The 17,510-nt window shown below is 47.5% G+C and carries 17 protein-coding genes; 16 read left to right on the top strand and 1 reads right to left on the bottom strand.

Annotation, left to right across the window (positions count from 1 at the left end; translation table 11 throughout):
- Positions 1 to 8 precede the first annotated feature (8 nt).
- The 7 genes from IEY53_RS02235 to IEY53_RS02205 all read left to right on the top strand — a co-directional run bounded on the left by IEY53_RS02235 (position 9) and on the right by IEY53_RS02205 (position 7,339).
- Entirely contained in the window at positions 9 to 2,060 is a 2,052-nt protein-coding gene (locus IEY53_RS02235; protein ID WP_189021979.1) for an RICIN domain-containing protein, read from the top strand.
- Between the two features lie 23 nt (positions 2,061 to 2,083).
- Positions 2,084 to 3,640, top strand: a complete 1,557-nt coding sequence (locus tag IEY53_RS02230; protein WP_189021978.1) for a glycoside hydrolase family 76 protein — start codon at positions 2,084 to 2,086, stop codon at positions 3,638 to 3,640.
- A 67-nt stretch (positions 3,641 to 3,707) separates the two neighbouring features.
- Positions 3,708 to 3,875: a hypothetical protein gene (locus IEY53_RS02225; protein WP_189021977.1), complete on the top strand. Its 168-nt coding sequence runs from the start codon at positions 3,708 to 3,710 to the stop codon at positions 3,873 to 3,875.
- A 208-nt stretch (positions 3,876 to 4,083) separates the two neighbouring features.
- Positions 4,084 to 4,881 (top strand): lipid II flippase Amj family protein, encoded by a 798-nt coding sequence (locus IEY53_RS02220; RefSeq protein WP_189021976.1) that lies wholly within the window; start codon positions 4,084 to 4,086, stop codon positions 4,879 to 4,881.
- Positions 4,882 to 4,919: 38 nt separating this feature from the next.
- On the top strand, positions 4,920 to 5,690 hold the full coding sequence (locus IEY53_RS02215) for a DUF817 domain-containing protein (protein WP_189021975.1): 771 nt from the start codon (positions 4,920 to 4,922) through the stop codon (positions 5,688 to 5,690).
- A gap of 151 nt (positions 5,691 to 5,841) precedes the next feature.
- A complete protein-coding gene (locus IEY53_RS02210) occupies positions 5,842 to 6,402 on the top strand; it encodes a hypothetical protein (RefSeq protein ID WP_189021974.1) in 561 nt (186 codons plus the stop codon).
- Positions 6,403 to 6,565: 163 nt separating this feature from the next.
- Positions 6,566 to 7,339, top strand: a complete 774-nt coding sequence (locus IEY53_RS02205; protein WP_189021973.1) for a sporulation protein — start codon at positions 6,566 to 6,568, stop codon at positions 7,337 to 7,339.
- An 87-nt stretch (positions 7,340 to 7,426) separates the two neighbouring features.
- On the opposite strand, the gene IEY53_RS02200 is transcribed toward IEY53_RS02205, so the two are convergent.
- The gene (locus IEY53_RS02200) at positions 7,427 to 8,020 is read right to left on the bottom strand and encodes a DUF1349 domain-containing protein (RefSeq protein WP_189021972.1); all 594 of its coding nucleotides are present in this window, start codon (positions 8,018 to 8,020) and stop codon (positions 7,427 to 7,429) included.
- Positions 8,021 to 8,243: 223 nt separating this feature from the next.
- Between IEY53_RS02200 and IEY53_RS02195 the strand changes: the two genes are divergently transcribed.
- The 9 genes from IEY53_RS02195 to cntE are packed head-to-tail and all read left to right on the top strand — an operon-like array spanning position 8,244 to position 17,423.
- Positions 8,244 to 9,056, top strand: a complete 813-nt coding sequence (locus IEY53_RS02195; protein ID WP_189021971.1) for a histidine racemase CntK family protein — start codon at positions 8,244 to 8,246, stop codon at positions 9,054 to 9,056.
- 21 nt (positions 9,057 to 9,077) lie between these two features.
- Positions 9,078 to 9,866: a class I SAM-dependent methyltransferase gene (locus tag IEY53_RS02190; protein WP_189021970.1), complete on the top strand. Its 789-nt coding sequence runs from the start codon at positions 9,078 to 9,080 to the stop codon at positions 9,864 to 9,866.
- 29 nt (positions 9,867 to 9,895) lie between these two features.
- Complete coding sequence (locus IEY53_RS02185; RefSeq protein WP_189021969.1) at positions 9,896 to 11,197, top strand: opine metallophore biosynthesis dehydrogenase; 1,302 nt, start codon at positions 9,896 to 9,898, stop codon at positions 11,195 to 11,197.
- Positions 11,198 to 11,222: 25 nt separating this feature from the next.
- Positions 11,223 to 12,842, top strand: coding sequence for a staphylopine-dependent metal ABC transporter substrate-binding lipoprotein (gene cntA, locus IEY53_RS02180; RefSeq protein WP_444544123.1), 1,620 nt, complete (start codon positions 11,223 to 11,225; stop codon positions 12,840 to 12,842).
- Between the two features lie 16 nt (positions 12,843 to 12,858).
- Positions 12,859 to 13,791 carry a nickel/cobalt ABC transporter permease gene (gene opp1B, locus IEY53_RS02175; protein WP_189021968.1) on the top strand — a complete coding sequence of 311 codons (933 nt, stop codon included), beginning with the start codon at positions 12,859 to 12,861 and terminating at the stop codon, positions 13,789 to 13,791.
- Positions 13,791 to 14,678, top strand: coding sequence for a staphylopine uptake ABC transporter permease subunit CntC (cntC, locus tag IEY53_RS02170; RefSeq protein ID WP_189021967.1), 888 nt, complete (start codon positions 13,791 to 13,793; stop codon positions 14,676 to 14,678). Before opp1B ends, cntC begins: the two co-directional genes overlap by 1 nt.
- Entirely contained in the window at positions 14,659 to 15,474 is an 816-nt protein-coding gene (gene cntD / locus IEY53_RS02165) for a staphylopine uptake ABC transporter ATP-binding protein CntD (RefSeq protein WP_189021966.1), read from the top strand. The genes cntC and cntD overlap by 20 nt, the downstream gene beginning before the upstream one ends.
- Complete coding sequence (locus IEY53_RS02160; protein WP_189021965.1) at positions 15,468 to 16,214, top strand: ABC transporter ATP-binding protein; 747 nt, start codon at positions 15,468 to 15,470, stop codon at positions 16,212 to 16,214. Before cntD ends, IEY53_RS02160 begins: the two co-directional genes overlap by 7 nt.
- A 21-nt stretch (positions 16,215 to 16,235) precedes the next feature.
- Positions 16,236 to 17,423: a staphylopine family metallophore export MFS transporter CntE gene (gene cntE / locus IEY53_RS02155; RefSeq protein ID WP_189021964.1), complete on the top strand. Its 1,188-nt coding sequence runs from the start codon at positions 16,236 to 16,238 to the stop codon at positions 17,421 to 17,423.
- Positions 17,424 to 17,510 lie beyond the last annotated feature (87 nt).

The following is a 17,510-nucleotide window of genomic DNA, read 5'->3' as shown; positions in this document are numbered from 1 at the left end:
ATGATTGTATGGGGGAAAAGTTAAGCAATCGGGTTGGCGTTGCGTTTCGGTATTTGCTGGCGTTACTAATCGCGCTGCCGCTGATGGGCGGCTTGTCCGCGCCCCGTGCTGCCGCTTTGGACAATGGACTCGCGCTGACGCCGCCGATGGGCTGGAACAGCTGGAATTTCTATGCCTGCAATGTGGATGAGGACAAAATCAAACAGGCCGCAGACTTATTGGTCAGCAGCGGCATGAAGGATGCCGGCTATAAATATGTCGTTATAGATGACTGCTGGCAGACGGGCCGGACTGCGGACGGAGAGATTATCGCCGATCCGGTTAAATTTCCGGGCGGAATGAAAGCGCTGGCGGATTATATTCACGGGAAGGGACTGTTGTTTGGACTTTATACCGATGCGGGTTATACCACCTGTGCCGGAAGACCGGGGATGTATGGTTACGAGGTGCAGGATGCGAATACCTTCGCTTCCTGGGACGTGGACTATGTCAAGGTAGACTGGTGCGACAACCGGGGGATGGACCCGGAGACGCGGTATACCATCATAAGGGATGCGCTGGAAAACTCAGGACGGGATATCTTGTACAGTATCTGCAACTGGGGAATCAACAAACCCTGGGTGTGGGGAGCCGATACGGGCAACCTGTGGAGAACGACAGACGACATCTTTGACTTCTGGCAAAGAGTTACCTGGATTATCGATCAGAATTATCCGCTGGCGAACTTCGCAGGACCGGGCAAGTGGAATGACCCCGATATGCTGATGGTCGGCAACTACGGCAACGGAGCGGTCTTCGGCGAGGGGATGACGGATACGGAATATCGTTCGCATTTCTCTATGTGGGCCATCATGGCGGCACCGCTTATTGCCGGGAACAACCTCTCCAACATGACAGCATTTACCCGGGAGACGCTGATGAATCCGGAAGTGATCGCCGTGGATCAGGACCCGCTTGGCAGACAGGGAGTGCTGGTCAGTGATGTGGATGGACGTCAAGTGTATTCCAAAATTCTGCAAACAACGGGAACGCGAGCCGTTGTGCTGTTTAACCGCTCAGAATCGCCCTCCACGATGAGTGTCAATTTTACGAGCCTCGGACTGGGTTCCTCTGTTGCTGTCAGGGATTTGTGGCAAAAAGCGGATCTCGGGACCTTTACCGGCAGTTATTCGGCAACTGTTCCGGCGCATGGAACGGTTATGCTGAAGCTGACCGGTACGGAAGCCGCCACCAGCCCGGTTGTTTCCGGTAAAACCTACCGCATCATTCCTAAATCAACCGGGTTGTCAGCAGCTGTGGAGGCTTCTTCCACCGCTAACGGAGCCAAGGTTCTACAATGGGATTATGGTATTGCGCAGAATGACAAATGGATCGTCAAAGCGACCAGCGGCGGATTCTACAAAATCATCAATGTGAAAAGCGGGAAAGCATTGGCTGTAGAGAATGGTTCTACCTCGGACGGAGCAAAGGTGCTGCAATGGGTATATGGCACAACGGGCAACGATCAGTGGCAGATCGAAGGGATTGGCCAGGGTTACTATAAAATCATCAACAAGCTTTCCGGCAAATCATTGAATGTAGCGGACAACTCACTCATCAGCGGCGGCGAATTCATTCAGTGGACTTACAGCCAGGCGGACAATATGACCTTTCAGCTTCTCGAAACCGACACCACCTACGAAGCGGAAGCAGCGGTGCTGCATTCCCTATCTACAGAATCGACACATTCCGGGTATACGGGAACCGGATACCTCTCCGGCTGGAATGCCGGCGGCAAATGGGTGGATTTCAATGTCATTACAGACACAGCCGGTGTGTATAATCTCACCTTCCGTTATTCGGGAGGAGCGGGCAGCGCAGGGCGTTATCTTTACGTAAACGGTACAGGAGTTGTCAATAACGCCGTTTTTAACGGAACAGGCAGCTGGAATTCTTATTCCACCGTAACCATTCCCAATGTTACCCTAAACAGCGGCAGCAATACGATATCCCTGATTTATGATGCCGGTAAAGGAAGCAATAACTGGCTGAATCTGGATCATCTGAAAGTGTCCAATTAAGTTAGTCGAGAGGGGAAATGACTGTGTTCACTTGGAAAAAAAGGATCTTAACGGCCTTCGCATGTTTGCTGACCCTGTCTCTGTTATACCCGGCTGCGAATCACAAAGCCCAGGCTTTTACCGAATCAGATGCGGATGCGGCCATGACGGCTTTGGTCAACGTGTTCTATGATCCGGCAGCCAAATACTTTTATGTCAACAGCGATCATCAAATTCATCCGGAACATGCACATGGACCTGACGGCGGCCTGTATACCGATTTCTGGTGGGAAGCGCAGCTCTGGGAGACGGTGATGGATGCCTATGAACGTACCGGGAGCCCGGCTTACCGAACAATGATCGACGATGTGTACGCAGGCTTTAACGCCAAATATCCCGATATGATGGCCAACCCGTTCAATGACGACCTGGGCTGGTGGGCGCTGGCCTGTTTGAGGGCCTATGAATTGACGGGGACGACAGAATATCTAAACCGGGGAACTTTCCTGTTCAACGAGATCTATGCGGAATGGGATACCAGTTACGGGGGAGGGATCTGGTGGAGAAGCGACGCCCACACCCCGGGCCAGGCCAATGCCCAGAAAAATATGGCGACCAACGCCCCCATGATCATGACTGCGGTCAAGCTTCGCGATGCCTACAATGATCTTGCCTATCTGACCAAGGCCACCCAGATATATAATTGGACGAAGTCGACGCTGGTTAATGGCAGCAAGATTAACGATCATATTGAGGGTGCCGGCAGCGGGATTATCAAAGACTGGGATTTCACCTATAATTACGGGACCTTTCTGGGGGCGGCTGTATCCCTCTATGAAGCAACCGGAACCGCTTCGTATCTGACGGATGCCAATTCTGCGGCCGAATACGTGGTCAACAAAATGGTATCCGCTCAAACGATCATGTACGAAGGCGAAAATGATGCGGCAGGTTTTAAAATGATCTTCCTCCGCAATCTGAACCGTTTACGCGAGAAAGGCGGGCAAGCGCAGTATTTAAGCTTTCTCCAGCAAAATGCAACCCAGGCCTGGAATCATCGCCGCACCAGCGACAATATCATCGGCAGCGACTGGCTTCGCCCCACAGGCTCCGGCTATGTGCAAAGTCTTGCCGCAGCTGCGGGCGTATCTATTCTGCAGCTTGTGCCGGCGGATGGCTATAGTGGATATATTGCCGGCAACGGTGCCTATGAAGCGGAGAATGCACGCCGTACGCTGATAGGCGGGGGCGGGATGATTAACGAGAGCACCAATGCCGGCTTTACCGGAAGAGGGTATGTGGGGGGGTGGAATACAGACGGAACCTCAATTGATTTCTATGTGAATCAGAATACAGCCGGGACGAGAACGGTAACTTTTCGTTATGCTGCCGCAGCCGGGAATGCCTCCCGTTACGTGAAAGTAAACGGCGTTGTTGTGGCTTCCAACCTGGTGTTTGGTTCCACTTCCGGCTGGAGCTCCTATGGAACCGTAACGGTTGCGGTCCCGCTGAATGCAGGCTCCAATACGATTCGGCTTGGCTTCGACAGCTCGCTCGGGAGTTCCAATTATCTGAATGTTGATTTGCTGAGCGGATTGTGAGCTTAAGTGAAATTACCAAGACCTAAATTTAAGGAAATCGAATAACATAGGGGCTGTCCCATAAGTCATGAAATGGCTGCTTGGGATGGCCCGGTTGTTGTTAGTAGGATCGATTTTGGAACTTCCTGAAGATGCAGGACGTGTGGTTTACACCATACAGGAACAAGATAACTTACGGTTAGTGGAGAAGGAAATCTTCGACGCCCTTTTGCAACCGCAAAAAGGCAGCGAGTAAAGGGCTGATTGTTTACTAAAGGGCAGTACCGCTCAACGTGGATCGAAAATAGGAAATAAAAACAGAATAAATTCTCTTTTTCAAAAGGCTGTTACCCTTTATCCTTTTACTAAGACGGTTATTCGATAACTAATTTTGATCATTTGGTGTTGTGAGAGTGACTATTATATCTTTATTCTCCATCATCATGACGTTGTGAGGTGTCCGAATGTTAGAGCAAGTATTACTTGTATCTGTATTCACTTTTATTATTCATCTTACTGAGACGCTTACATATTCTCTTCGTTTAGCAGGGGTACGTATAGGGAAATTGGCGGTTGCCTTGTCTTTATCGGGGATAATACTGCTCATTTCAAGAACAGCTAATATGGTACAGGCACCACTTACCGGCAAAATTCTTCACTTCGCAAAACATAATGAAGACTACATTCTAGTTGATCAGTTTCGGATTATTATCGGTGCTGCTACCTTAGGGACATTTACAGCTTTATTACTGTTCCCATCAGCTGTATTACTCTCTTCGAGGGTAATATCTCATTTAGAAGTGGCAGGATCTATACCACAAATGATTCGTTCTTCGGTTTCTTTTCAAAAGATAAATAATGCACGATATCATTTGCGCTTCCCCAAATTATCGATGCTGTCGCGGTTGAGGATTGGAGGCATACCCAAAAGGCTCGTGGTTCTGAATTGTTTGGTAACCGCAATCTATACAATCGGGGTGTTAGCTGCGCTGCTTGCTTCAACATTAACAACAGAATATTCGATTGCCGCATCACAATCTTCTGGTCTAATAAACGGACTGGCGACTATTTTACTCACCATACTCATTGATCCGCAAATTGGTTTAATTACTGATAAAGTTCTTAGAGGAGAAAAAGAGGTTTCTGCACTTAGTAAGGTTTTTGGATTATTGATGGTTTCTCGACTAATTGGAACTGTTCTTGCACAGGTATTACTGGAGCCAGCTGCTTATTGGATTAAATGGATGGTATCGGTTCTATAATGAAAAGACTAAAGCTACCCGGTTAGGAGATAACATCATTGAAACCAATAATACAACTTCTGCATTTTGGCTATCATCAGGCGATGAGTTGCATATTTCCTGTTGCGATCTTCGGGACTTTAGCTCTTTCTAGTGTAATAGAGGTGCCTTTCATTTACCGCTATGATGCCATTCTTTTTATACTGCTTACAGTGCAGTACCTCATGTACCGCAGCGGATTAGAGACACGTGATGAGATTAAAGTGATCTGTGTATTTCACTGTATTGGTTTGTTGCTGGAAATATACAAGGTAAGGATGGGTTCATGGTCATACCCTGAGCCGGGGTTTACGAAGGTACTCGGTGTACCGCTCTATAGCGGATTTATGTATGCAAGTGTCGCAAGCTTTATGTGTCAGATATGGCGTAGACTGAGGATGGATATGACCGGCTGGCCGGGGCTTGCTTCTGCGGGATTACTGGGAGGATCCATCTATCTGAACTTTTTTACACATCATTTTATTCCTGATTTTCGCTGGTGGCTGACGGCGCTTGTGCTCATTGTCTTTTGGAGAACATGGATCATATACCGGGTACGGGACATTACTTATCGAATGCCCTTGACACTGGCTTTTTTCATAGTAGGTTTTTTCATCTGGTTAGCCGAGAATATAGCTACCTTTTTTAATGCCTGGAAATATCCTGATCAGTACCAAACCTGGCAACTGGTTAGTTTTAGTAAGATCAGTTCGTGGTTCCTTCTGGTAATCATTAGCGTCATTATTGTTGCCCAGCTTAAACATGTTAAGGCTGGCCGGAACACGGATTAAACATCATCATGAAAAAAGTGAGGGAGGAAGAGTTTGATGTTATAAAGATAGATACACCAAACCACTATTCACTTGGGAAAACGTTAAAAGAAATGGTGGGTTTAGGTAATACCTACGTGCTTTTTGAGTAGTAAAGGAGATGATATTTTCTGTGACCCAATTCTACTATATAGCTGCAAGCCGTGAGCTTCCGACAGGTTCTTTCGGACAGAAGAAAACAGTAATGACGCTGCTTCAATACGTGACAGAAGTGAATCCCTCCGCAAAGGATCAGCTCCCTATGCAAATACTGCTGGAAAAATATCCAGAGGGTGACGGGCTTATTGAGGTCTACGAGACGGAAGAAGATGCAGCCGGATTATATATAACCGGGCCCATCCTTGATCAAGATTCCTCGCGTGTTTTCCGTCATCCATTGGTGTACCAAGTGAGCCCTGAAAACGGTTCGTTTATGATTAATGAAGAAATTAGTCAAACGCACCCCACATCCTACCAGACCAGCAAAAAGTGTCTAACCGAGTTGTTCAATTACCTGAATCGTAATGTGGAGTTGGGAGAAGAGTTAGAGCTTTATTCAAGTTGGGCCCACGGTAGGGAACGATTCACGGATACACCCAAAAAAGAGTTGGATCTTGTGCTTCAGCTATCAACATTTCACTTGGGGGGTGAGTTCGAGTGGAAGGATCGTCAGTTTATTCGAGTGAGAAAGTGAGCCGGGATAAAGTGCAAATCATTACTGATCCTATATGCTTGCACACCGGGGAGAACTCGCAGGCCAACTTTCATTGAAACGGAGCGCTTCCATCCTGCGTAATATCAGACAGAAACAAAAAAACAAGTTGTATCATGATCATGCTGGAGGAGGAAAACGGAACATGTCTATGTTTAAAAAGGTAATGGCCAGTGTCGGCATCGGCTCGGCTACAGTAGACACTCGCCTGGAAGATGCCAGGGCAGTGGCTGGAGGTAAGCTGCACGGGCTGGTGGCTATTCGTGGAGGCCAGGTAGAGCAGCAGATTGATGCAATTTATCTTTATTTGAACACTCAATACGAGAAAGAGGAAAATGACAGAAAGGTAAAACGCGAAGCGGAAATTACCCGGTTCGAGGTTACCAAGGGGATTCTGCTGAAAGCCGGTGAGGTGCGGGAAATCCCGTTCACAATTACCCTTCCGGAACGTACACCTGTTTCGTACCGTTCGACACCGGTATGGCTGAAGACGGGACTGGATATTAAGATGGCGCTGGATCCGGGGGATCAGGATTATCTGGAAATTCTGCCGAACGACAATATGAATACTGTATTAGGAGCGCTGGATGAACTGGGCTTCAGGTTGCGTGAAGTGACGAATGAGCATGCTCCGCGTCTGGGCAAAGGTTTGCCTTTTGTGCAAGAGTTTGAATATGTGCCAACCCGTGAGTTTCGGGGGGCACTTGATGAGCTTGAAGTGATGTTTTTTCCGCAGGGTGACGATCTGGAGTTAGTGATGCAGGTAGACCGCAAAGCCCGCGGACTTCGCGGAGCTTTTGCCGAAGCGATGGGAACGGATGAAAGCCTTATCCGTGTTAACTTGACTGGAAATGAGCTTCGCCGCGGCGTAGATGTTGTGTCCAGACAATTGCATTCGATCATCTCCCGTTATAGCTGATTGAAGGCGTGCAATAAAGAAGAAGCGTTCTCTCGCCCGGTAGAGAACGCTTCTTTTTTTGTTGTCTGTTTGTCTGGCTTGAATAACTTAGAACCGGCTTTGCTGATCCGGTTCCGTAAGCCGTACTTCGGTAAATTGAACCGTACTTCCGTTGCCATGCGGAGATTGAGCTACGATTCCTGCCCGGCCTCCGCCGGGAATGGACATGCCAAAATAGCGAATCAGCTTCCAGGCCTCACCGTCTTCCGAATAATAGAAGGAAACGCAGTTCTCCGATTTGCTTATTCTCAGATAAGGCTGCTCCACACGGACCTCTTCTGAGTTGCAATCATCCGATATTCCATCTTTGGTCACCACCGAGACAATAGTCGGAGCCTCACCATTATATTCAAAACACAGCTTGCACCAATTCCGCTCATCCTTCATTAGCATCAGGCAGCCGGAATCATATTGTTTCTGCATGTCCACAGTCAGCCGTGCGGTCAATTCGAAAGAATCCTGCACTGCCGTATGCAAAAAAGGAGCCGTTGCCTTGATATGCTTTCCGGCCGGATCATTGAAGAAATCCGCCCCGATTGGCGCTTCAATCACGATTCCATCTCCATCTGTAAATTTCCAGTCGGGCGGCTCATTCATCCAAATCAGCTGTTCTCTTGTTTCCTGGTTCAACATCCTAATCATTTTATATCCTCCTTAGGAAAATGTTTCAATTTTTAATGTTCGACATATTGTAAAAAGAATCCTGTTTATTTTTCCGGAAATTCGGCAGTTATAGATGGAAATATCTGTTGACCTGCTCTTAGGAGTATGATATATTTTGTTCGTTCCTTAATAGTAATGATTACTATTATCATTTCAAAAGTGCCCAGCCGACATTCCAATCCATAGGATAGAGGGAGTTGTGATGAGTCAGGAGATCGATTTTGTAAAATTTAATCCAACACAAAATATGACCATTCTTGTATTCACCAAACATCCAGCCGAAGAGTACATACCTATCGCTTCAAAGATTATGTCTTATAACAACGTATATGCTGAACAAGTCGGCTTTATTGAACCTGCCGGTCACCATTCCGCCGATGCCGCATTAAGAATGGCCGGAGGCGAGTTTTGCGGAAACGCCTGTATGGCTCTGGCCGCTTTTCTAGCTGCTGAAAAAGGTGCAACCGAGGTGGTGTTGGAGGTCTCGGGAACAGATCAATTGGTGCGGTGCCAGGTGAAGCCAGACGGTGATGATTATCTTTGCCAAATCAATATGCCGTTGCCGAAGCAGATCGAACAGAAATCCATCCACTTCGAAGGCAACGATCTCGATATTGTTATCGTGAGATATGAAGATTCTATTCACATCGTGATCGAGGTGGATCACTTTGACCGCAAAGTGAGAGAACAAGCACAGCTTCTGGCCAAACTCCTTGGAGTGACTTTAGGTTCCCAGCTGATTGGAGTCCTGTTATATAAATCCAGTACAGAGGAGCTGGTACCGCTAATTTATGTTCCGCATCTGGACAGCATGATCTGGGAACGGGGGTGTGGTTCAGGGACTGCCTCCTTGGGCGCATATAGAGCCTGGCAAATCAAAGGAGAGTTTGAGGCCCCGATCCGGCAGCCTGGCGGAACGATTCATGTGGCCGCCCATTGTATTCAGGAAAAGCTGGCAGCTCTGAGAATTGAAGGAACCGTCGGTATCGTGGCGCAGGGCAAAGCTTTTATTTGAGAACGAGGGAGGGGAAGCGCAGTGGATTTTCAAGTTGCTTTAAGTCATTATCTGGCAACCTTTGTTGAACTCGCAAGGAAATATGATCAGACCCCACGCCATTGCTCTGAGCTTGAGCAGGTCATTGATGATTATTCAAAGTTTGTTACAAACGCAGACAACAAGCTTGCATGGGAGCGGATGGCACCGGAAAGTTCCCGGGCACTAAATCCGATAGTGGTTGAATTAAGAAAACTGTCGTCCCTGTGCGTGGCGATTATGGAGAAATATCGTGCTTTGAAGCTGCAGAGCGGGGCAATCGAAACAGCCGATTACTTCAGAAATATAGAGGCGTGTATTGATAAGGAATTCGGCAGCTTCCAAATCACGTCGGACTCCAAACTGTTATTGATCGGCTCGGGATCCTTCCCCATGACCCCATTATTGATTGCGAAGCGAACCGGAGCTGAGGTTGTAGGTATAGATATTGATGAGGAGGCTATCGCTCTTGGATTGATGGTTGTGGAGAAGCTGGGAGCCGGACTGAACATCCGCTTGGAACAGACACGGGTGGAGGAGCTGGATATTGTGCGCGACTTGACCCATATCATTTTCAGCTCAACGGTTGCCCAAAAATATGATCTGCTCGAACAGTTATATCCTTTGACGAATAAGGACATTGTAGTGTCCATGAGATATGGCGACGGACTCAAGTCTCTGTTTAATTATCCAATGAGGGAGGTTGGTTCCCGAACCTGGAGTTTGGTCGATAACATTCTGCGTCCGCATGATTTGTTTGACATAGCCTTGTACAAGAAAGCAGCAATATAGCTGACGGGTTAGATCAAAGGAGGCTGTTTATGAATCATTTCCAACGTATTTTACTTCTGGGAACCGGTCCTGCGTCTGTTCAGCTGGCGGTAACCTTCAAAAAGCATCTGAAGTGCCAGCTGGGCATTGCCGGGAGAAAATCGGTCCGCTCTGCTGATTTTTTTTGCTCACTTGAGCAAAATGAGGGCTTGATCCATGCCAGCATTCAAAATGAGCAGCATCGCGTTATGGCAGGAGCGTGCAGGATAGATCAGGTTTTTCAGGGGTATGAAACGATAGAAGGGAATTGGGATACTCTGATTTTTGCGGTTACGACAGATGCCTATATTGAGGTCTTGCAGCAGATCAATGACAAGCTTCTACAGAACGTGAACTGTATGGTGCTGATTTCTCCGACTTTCGGGTCGGGTAGCCTGGTCCGCCATTATATGCGCAGTGTGAATCCGGCTGTAGAAGTCATCAGCTTCTCTACCTATTACGGTGATACGAGGTGGATGCACGGCAGGGTGTCCAACCATGTCATTACAACAGGGGTCAAAAATAAGATCTGCCTTGGCTCCACACATCCCTCTTCCGGTCATCTGAACAGGTTAAACGAGGTTATGAAACATTCAGGTATTGCTCTGAACGTGATGGAATCACCCTTTGAGGCAGAGACCAGAAATATTTCGCTTTATGTTCATCCGCCATTGTTTATGAACGATTACGCATTAAGTGCAATTTTTGAAGAGACGGACATCCCGAGATATGTATACAAACTGTACCCCGAGGGTCCCATTACACAAGAGGTAATCCGCGATATGCTGGCTCAATGGAATGAAATTATGGATATTACAGATAAGTTAAGTATACAACGGTTGAACCTGCTTCAATTCATGACGGATGATAATTATCCGGTGCGGCCCGAAAGCTTGTCACGGCAGGACATCGAAAGCTTCAGTCAGCTGGAGAGGATTCACCAGGAGTATTTGCTATATATAAGGTATACCTCTCTACTCATTGACCCTTTTTCACAGCCGGATCAGGAGGGGAAGTATTTTGACTTTTCAGCGGTTCCGATCCGGGCCATGTTCATCAACAATGAAGGCTGCCTGGATATTCCCAGGATGCCCAAGGAGGATTATTACCGCATAAAAATGATCCAGGGCATTGCCAAATACTTGGAAGTGGATTGCCCCACCCTTGATAAATTTGCTCAAACCTATGAGAACAAAATTAAAGCCGTTGCCCGGCTCAACGAAGGCAAGTTATTGTCTGATGCGTTCACGGTTCAAAGTTTTGAGGAACATTTGAGCAGGGTATGCAGTGAGATTGAAAGAATCCGGGTGTAATGAAGTTATAGATTCAGGAGGGAATATTGTGAATAAAAGAGTTGCAAATGTATTGGTGTTTATGTTGTCTATCATGCTTCTGGCGGGTTGTGGTCAAACCCCTGGGACTGGTCAGACGGATACCGGTTCAGCCAAAAATGAGGTCAAATCTGAACTCATCTATGCTTCCGCCAAAGATATCAATGATATGAATCCCCATTTGTACACAGGGTCTATGCCCGCTCAAGGAATGGTGTATGAATCACTGGTGGAGAACACCGTAGACGGGATCAAACCTTTGCTTGCCGAATCCTGGGACATTGCCGGGGATGGAAAGACTTATACCTTTCATTTAAGAAAAGGCGTGAAATTCCACGATGGAGAGCCTTTTAATGCAGAAGCGGTGGTACAAAATATAACCGCCGTGCAAAGCAATGCCGAAAAACACAGCTGGATCAAGTTATCCGCCAAAATTAAAAGTGTAGAGGCCGTAGATGAATATACCGTCAAATTAACTTTATCCGAACCCTATTACCTGGCTTTGGTTGAATTGTCCATGACCAGACCTTATGTCTTCCTGTCTCCAAAAGATTTCAAGGATGGGAGAACCAAAGATGGCGTGAACGGATACCACGGCACAGGTCCGTATAAGCTTACGGAGCATAAGGTTGATCAATATGCTACCTTTACAGCAAATGAAGATTATTGGGGCGGAGCACCTTCCATCCGGCAAATCACCGCAAAGGTGCTGCCTGCAGGGGAAACCACTTTATTGGCTTTGCAAAAAGGAGAAGTTAATTTTGTGTTTACCGATGATCGCGGTGCGGACAGCATTGATGTTGCAGCAATGAGACAGCTGGTGGATTCAGGTGATTATCAGCTGGTCCGAAGTGCAGCCATGAATACCAAAATGATCGTGGCCAACAGCAGCAAAGCGGACAGTCCGGCCAGTGAGACCGCAGTTCGTGAAGCCTTTTGGCATGCCATTGACCGGGAAACGATCAGCAGTGTAATTTCTGATGGCACGGAGACCGCTGCGTTTGCCCTGTTCTCATCCAATGTCAATTATGCGAATGTCAGCTTGAAGGAACGGGCTTATGATGTGGGGAAGGCGGGCGATTTGCTGGAAAGCGCAGGCTGGAAACCCGGGAATGACGGTGGGATCAGATCCAAGGGAGGCAAACCGCTGTCGATGAAATTGTATTATGACAGTAATTCCTCTTCCCAGAAAATCCAGGCCGAATTCATTCAGGATGCGGTGAAAGAGGTTGGTATGCAGCTGGAGATTATAGGTGAAGAATCCGCTTCTATTGCCAACCGGAGAGCAACCGGAGATTATGATCTGCTGTTCAATCAGACCTGGGGACTTGCCTATGATCCGCAGAGTACCATCACTGCCTTCACCAGCGAATCTGCTTATAAACATACGACAAGCGGAATTGCGCAAAAAGAAGAACTTTACAGCAAGATTAACGATGTAATGGTATCCACGGATGAAGAGTCACGAAAGGTGCTGTACGCCGACATCATGCGTATTGTCCATGACGAAGCCGTGTTTATTCCCCTGACAAACGGGAGTGTCACGGTGATTGCTCCAAAAAATCTGCAAGGAGTTTCATTCAAACAAACTCAATATGAGCTGCCGTTTGAACAAATGAAATTTTGATCTAAAAGGAGATTGTATGGGGCTCTACATGGTTAAAAAATTAATTCTCTCGATTCCATTGTTGTTCGTCATTTCGTTTCTGACCTTTATCCTAATCAACCTGTCTCCCATGGACCCGGCAGAAGTGGTATTGCGGGCGCAAGAGGTTCCGCAAATCACTGAGGAATTAATTGCACAGACACGGGAAGCACTGGGGCTGAACAAACCATTTTTGAATCAATATACCGATTGGCTGCTGGCCTGTCTGCAGTTGGACTTTGGAGACTCCTACGTTACCGGGGAATCAGTGTGGTCATTAATAGGTCCGGCATTTCTGAATACCTTGAAGCTCACTCTGGTCTCCTCTGCGGCTATTATTGTCCTGTCCATCGTATTGGGTGTTAACTGTGCCCTGCGGGAAGGTACATTGGTGGATCAGTCGATAAGAGGAATGTCCTTTCTGCTGACAGCCTTGCCGTCTTACTGGCTTGCCTCAATTATGATCTGGTATTTCTCAGTCAAACTGGATCTGCTGCCTACAAGCGGGATGGAGTCATATGCCAGTTATATTCTCCCGGTTACCGTTATATCCGTGGGATACATCGGGATATATTTCCGGAATGTCAGAAGCTCCATGCTGAACCAATTGAATGAAGACTATGTGCTGTACGGAAGAGCCAGCGGCTTGAGCGAGAAGAAGATCACGCTCCATATTTTACGGAATTCGCTGCAGGTTGCCGTCTCTATATTCTGTATGTCGATTCCCATTATACTCGGCAGCACCGTAGTCATTGAGAATGTGTTTGCGTGGCCCGGTCTCGGAAGGCTGAGTGTCAAATCCATCTTGAGCAGAGATTTTCCGATTATCCAGGCGTATGTGCTGATATTGGCTGTGGCTTTTGTGCTGTTCAATACCGTGTCAGATATTATCAATGCTGCACTCAACCCCAAATTGAGAAAGGAGTTCTGATGAGAATCGTTCACAATCTAAGTAAAGACAAGCTGGCCAGCCTGTCTTTGATTATTGCCGTTGCAATCATCCTGGTAGGCATATGTGCACCCGTATTTGCGCCACATGATCCAAACGAAGTGAATATGAAGCTGCGGTATGCGGGCCCCTCATGGGAATACTTGCTGGGCAATGATCATTTGGGAAGAAGTGTATTATCCCGTTTGATTTATGGCATTCGTCCCAGTATGTTGTGGGTATTAGTAGCACTCGGGATATCTGTGGGGATTGGAAGTGTTGCCGGTTTTATAGCAGGATATTTCAAGGGTAAAGCAGACACCGTGATTATGAGACTTTGCGATGTCATGCTTTCCTTTCCGGGATATGTGATGACCTTGGCGGTTGTTGGCATCCTGGGTGCGGGTCTGACAAACATTATGATTGCTTTTGTAGTCATGAAATGGGCCTGGTTTGCCCGGGTGATCCGCACCTCTGTGATGCAGTATTCTGAGATGGACTATGTGAAGTTTGCCCAAGCTTGCGGAATCAGCCATTTCAAAATTATAACCAAACATATCATACCCGTAACCTTATCCGACATCGCGGTCATTGCCAGCGGTTCGATGTGTTCGATGATTCTGCAAATATCGGGACTTTCCTTTTTGGGACTGGGTATACAGGCTCCAAATGCCGAGTGGGGAATGATGCTGAATGAAGCGAGAGGGGTTATGTTCACCCGGCCTGAGCTTATGCTGGCCCCCGGTCTGGCGATTGTTATTGTAGTATCGGCTTTTAACTTTTTGGCTGATGGACTTCAGGTCGCGCTCGACCCCCAATTAAGAACCTCGTCAAAAAAGCTTCGGACAAATGAGGTGGAGAAATCAACTTATGAATATGCTGGAGGTTAGGCATTTAAAGGTATGGGATCAAAAAAGCCATAACGTAATTATCCATAACAGCAGCTTTCAACTGAAAGCGGGACAATGCCTCGCGATTGTAGGGGAGAGCGGAAGCGGGAAATCTGTCACCTGCAGATCCTTGATGAGATTGAATAAACCCGGGATTCAGCAATCCGGGGAGATTGTATTTAAAGGAGAATACCTGAATCAACTCTCGGACAAAGAAATGCGCAAGCGAAGAGGGCGGAATATTGGCATGATTCTGCAAAACGGGATGCGTGCCTTTGATCCTTCTTCCGTGGTGGGCGTTCATTGCAAAGAGACACTCCGTGAACATTTTGGCTGGAGCAAAAGTGAGATTGAAGAGAAAATGACCAAAGCCATGGAACGGGTTTTGCTGAAACATCCTATGGAGCTGTTGAATAAATACCCTTACCAGCTATCGGGTGGAATGCTGCAGCGTTTGATGATTGCCCTGGCACTCGTACTTTCACCCGACATCATTATCGCGGATGAACCAACAACGGCGCTGGATACCATCTCACAGTTTGAGGTGGTGGAGCAATTGATGGGCTTGCGGGAGAGTACAGGCTGTTCCATGCTGTTTGTTTCGCACGACCTGGGGGTAGTCCAAAAGATAGCCGATGAAGTTTTGGTTATGCGGCACGGTGAGATTGTCGAAAGCGGAACGACTCAAGCCGTATTTTCCGAAGCGCAGCATCCCTATACCCGGTATTTGGTATCTACCCGAAGGGAGCTGGGCGCTAATTTCAATATGATGATGCAGGAGGATAACATGTGCTGAAAGTCGAGGGGATTGTAAAATCCTATAAAACAGGCGGTTTCTTCGCCAAGGAAAGGCAAAACATCTTAAGAAATATCAGCTTTGAATGCGGAAGCGGCGAATGTCTGGGCATCATCGGAGAAAGCGGAAGCGGTAAATCAACGCTGGGGCGCCTGGTGTTGGGCATTGAAAAGCCGGATCGGGGCACGGTACGGTTGAACGGGGAAAATGTGCTTCACAGAACAGTTAGATTAGGCCATCTTAGCGCCGTGTTCCAGGATTATACCTCTTCTATTAATCCATATTTTACGGTGGAAGAGGCTATTCTGGAGCCTATAACGGCTCAGCGGAAATCCCGGGCAGAAGACCGGAGCAAAGTGGAGCTTTTATTGAATCAGGTAGGATTGAATCCTTCATATATGAGCAAACATGCACATGAGTTATCGGGGGGAGAGGCTCAACGGGTGTGCATTGCAAGAGCAATATCAACGGAACCTGAGTGTATCGTGCTGGACGAAGCGGTGAGCTCCTTGGATGTATCGGTACAAATTCAAGTGCTGAAGCTGTTGAAAGAATTAAAGGAACTGTACAACATGAGTTATATCTTCATCACGCATGATCTGCAGGCAGCAGCCTATATCTGTGACAGGATCATTATTTTCAGGGATGGGCAGATCGAAGAAACGGTTGAGGCACAGCGGCTCAAAGACGTCCAGTCACCTTATGCCCGAAAATTATTGAATTCGTTAATTACGTTCTAATCAAGCGGGGGGAGAGAAGTTGTGGGTTTAGCGATGTCTTGGCCTTTTTTGCGTTTGTATATGCTCGCTTTATTGTACTTTAGCGCCAATGCCATTCTGAATGTAATCATCCCGCTGCGGGGGGAATCACTTGGAGCCAGCAGTACAACCATTGGTTTGATGATGGGAGCGTACATGTTCACAACGATGTTTTTCCGGCCCTGGGCAGGCCATATCGTACACAAGCAAGGGCCGATTAAAGTGCTGCGTCTGATCCTGGTGATCAACGGCTTTGCACTTATCCTGTATACGATTACCGGGCTATGGGGTTATGTGGCCGCCCGGATGTTACAAGGGGTCTGTACCGCATTTTTCTCCATGGCCCTGCAGATCGGCATTATTGACGCCTTGCCGGAGAAGGAGCGTTCCCAGGGAATCTCGTTCTATTCCTTGTTCACTTATATTCCCGGCATCGTCGGCCCTGTTCTGGCGCTGGGTCTGTGGCAGACAGGGGGCATGGATTCCTTTAGCGTCCTTATGGTAAGTGTGGCGATCGTAACCTGCCTGTTTGGCTATAGTGTCAAAATGGAAGAACGGAAGGAGCACCCGGTTCCGGACAATGCCGGACACAGCACCAGGCTGTTTCACTCGCTGGCCCAACTGGTCAAGAATCCGTTTCTGTGTAAAAGCAGTATATTGATGTTGACTGCTTCTATTGTGTTTGGAGCGGTCACAGCTTTCGTCCCATTGTATGCTCATCAGTTAAAGCACGGCAATGCGGGGATTTATCTGGCCATACAGGCGGCGGTTGTTGTGCTCACGCGTCTGGGTCTGAGTAAAAAAATACCGTCAGACGGGAAATGGCGTTCTTCCTTAATGATGGGGACGATGCTGCTCCTGGCCATGGCAGCGGGTTGTGTAAGCTTTTCCATAACAGGAGGGGCAACATTTTTTTATTTAGGCGCCATTCAAATGGGAATCGCTCAGGCTGTGCTGTATCCAACGCTGACGACCTATTTATCCTTTGTCCTGCCACCTTCGGACCGGAATGTGTTAATCGGCTTATTTATAGCCATGGCTGATTTGGGCGTTTCGTTAGGCGGGATGATTATGGGACCGGTCGCTGATTTTACCTCCTACTCTTTTATGTATATGATTTGTGGGCTCCTAAGTCTACTGATGATCTACGTTGCCTATGACCGGCGTAAAATGGTGAAAAAGACTATATAGATTGAGGCGCTACCTCAAAATAAGCTATTGACAGACTTGCGGACCGGAGAGACGTTATTTCGCGAAATCAGCTCATTTTTCTGGTCA

Source organism: Paenibacillus albidus (assembly GCF_014644435.1).
Taxonomy (GTDB): Bacteria; Bacillota; Bacilli; order Paenibacillales; family Paenibacillaceae; genus Paenibacillus_AQ; species Paenibacillus_AQ albidus.
Note: the sequence above shows the minus strand (reverse complement) of the source record. Positions and strands in the feature narration are given on the sequence as shown.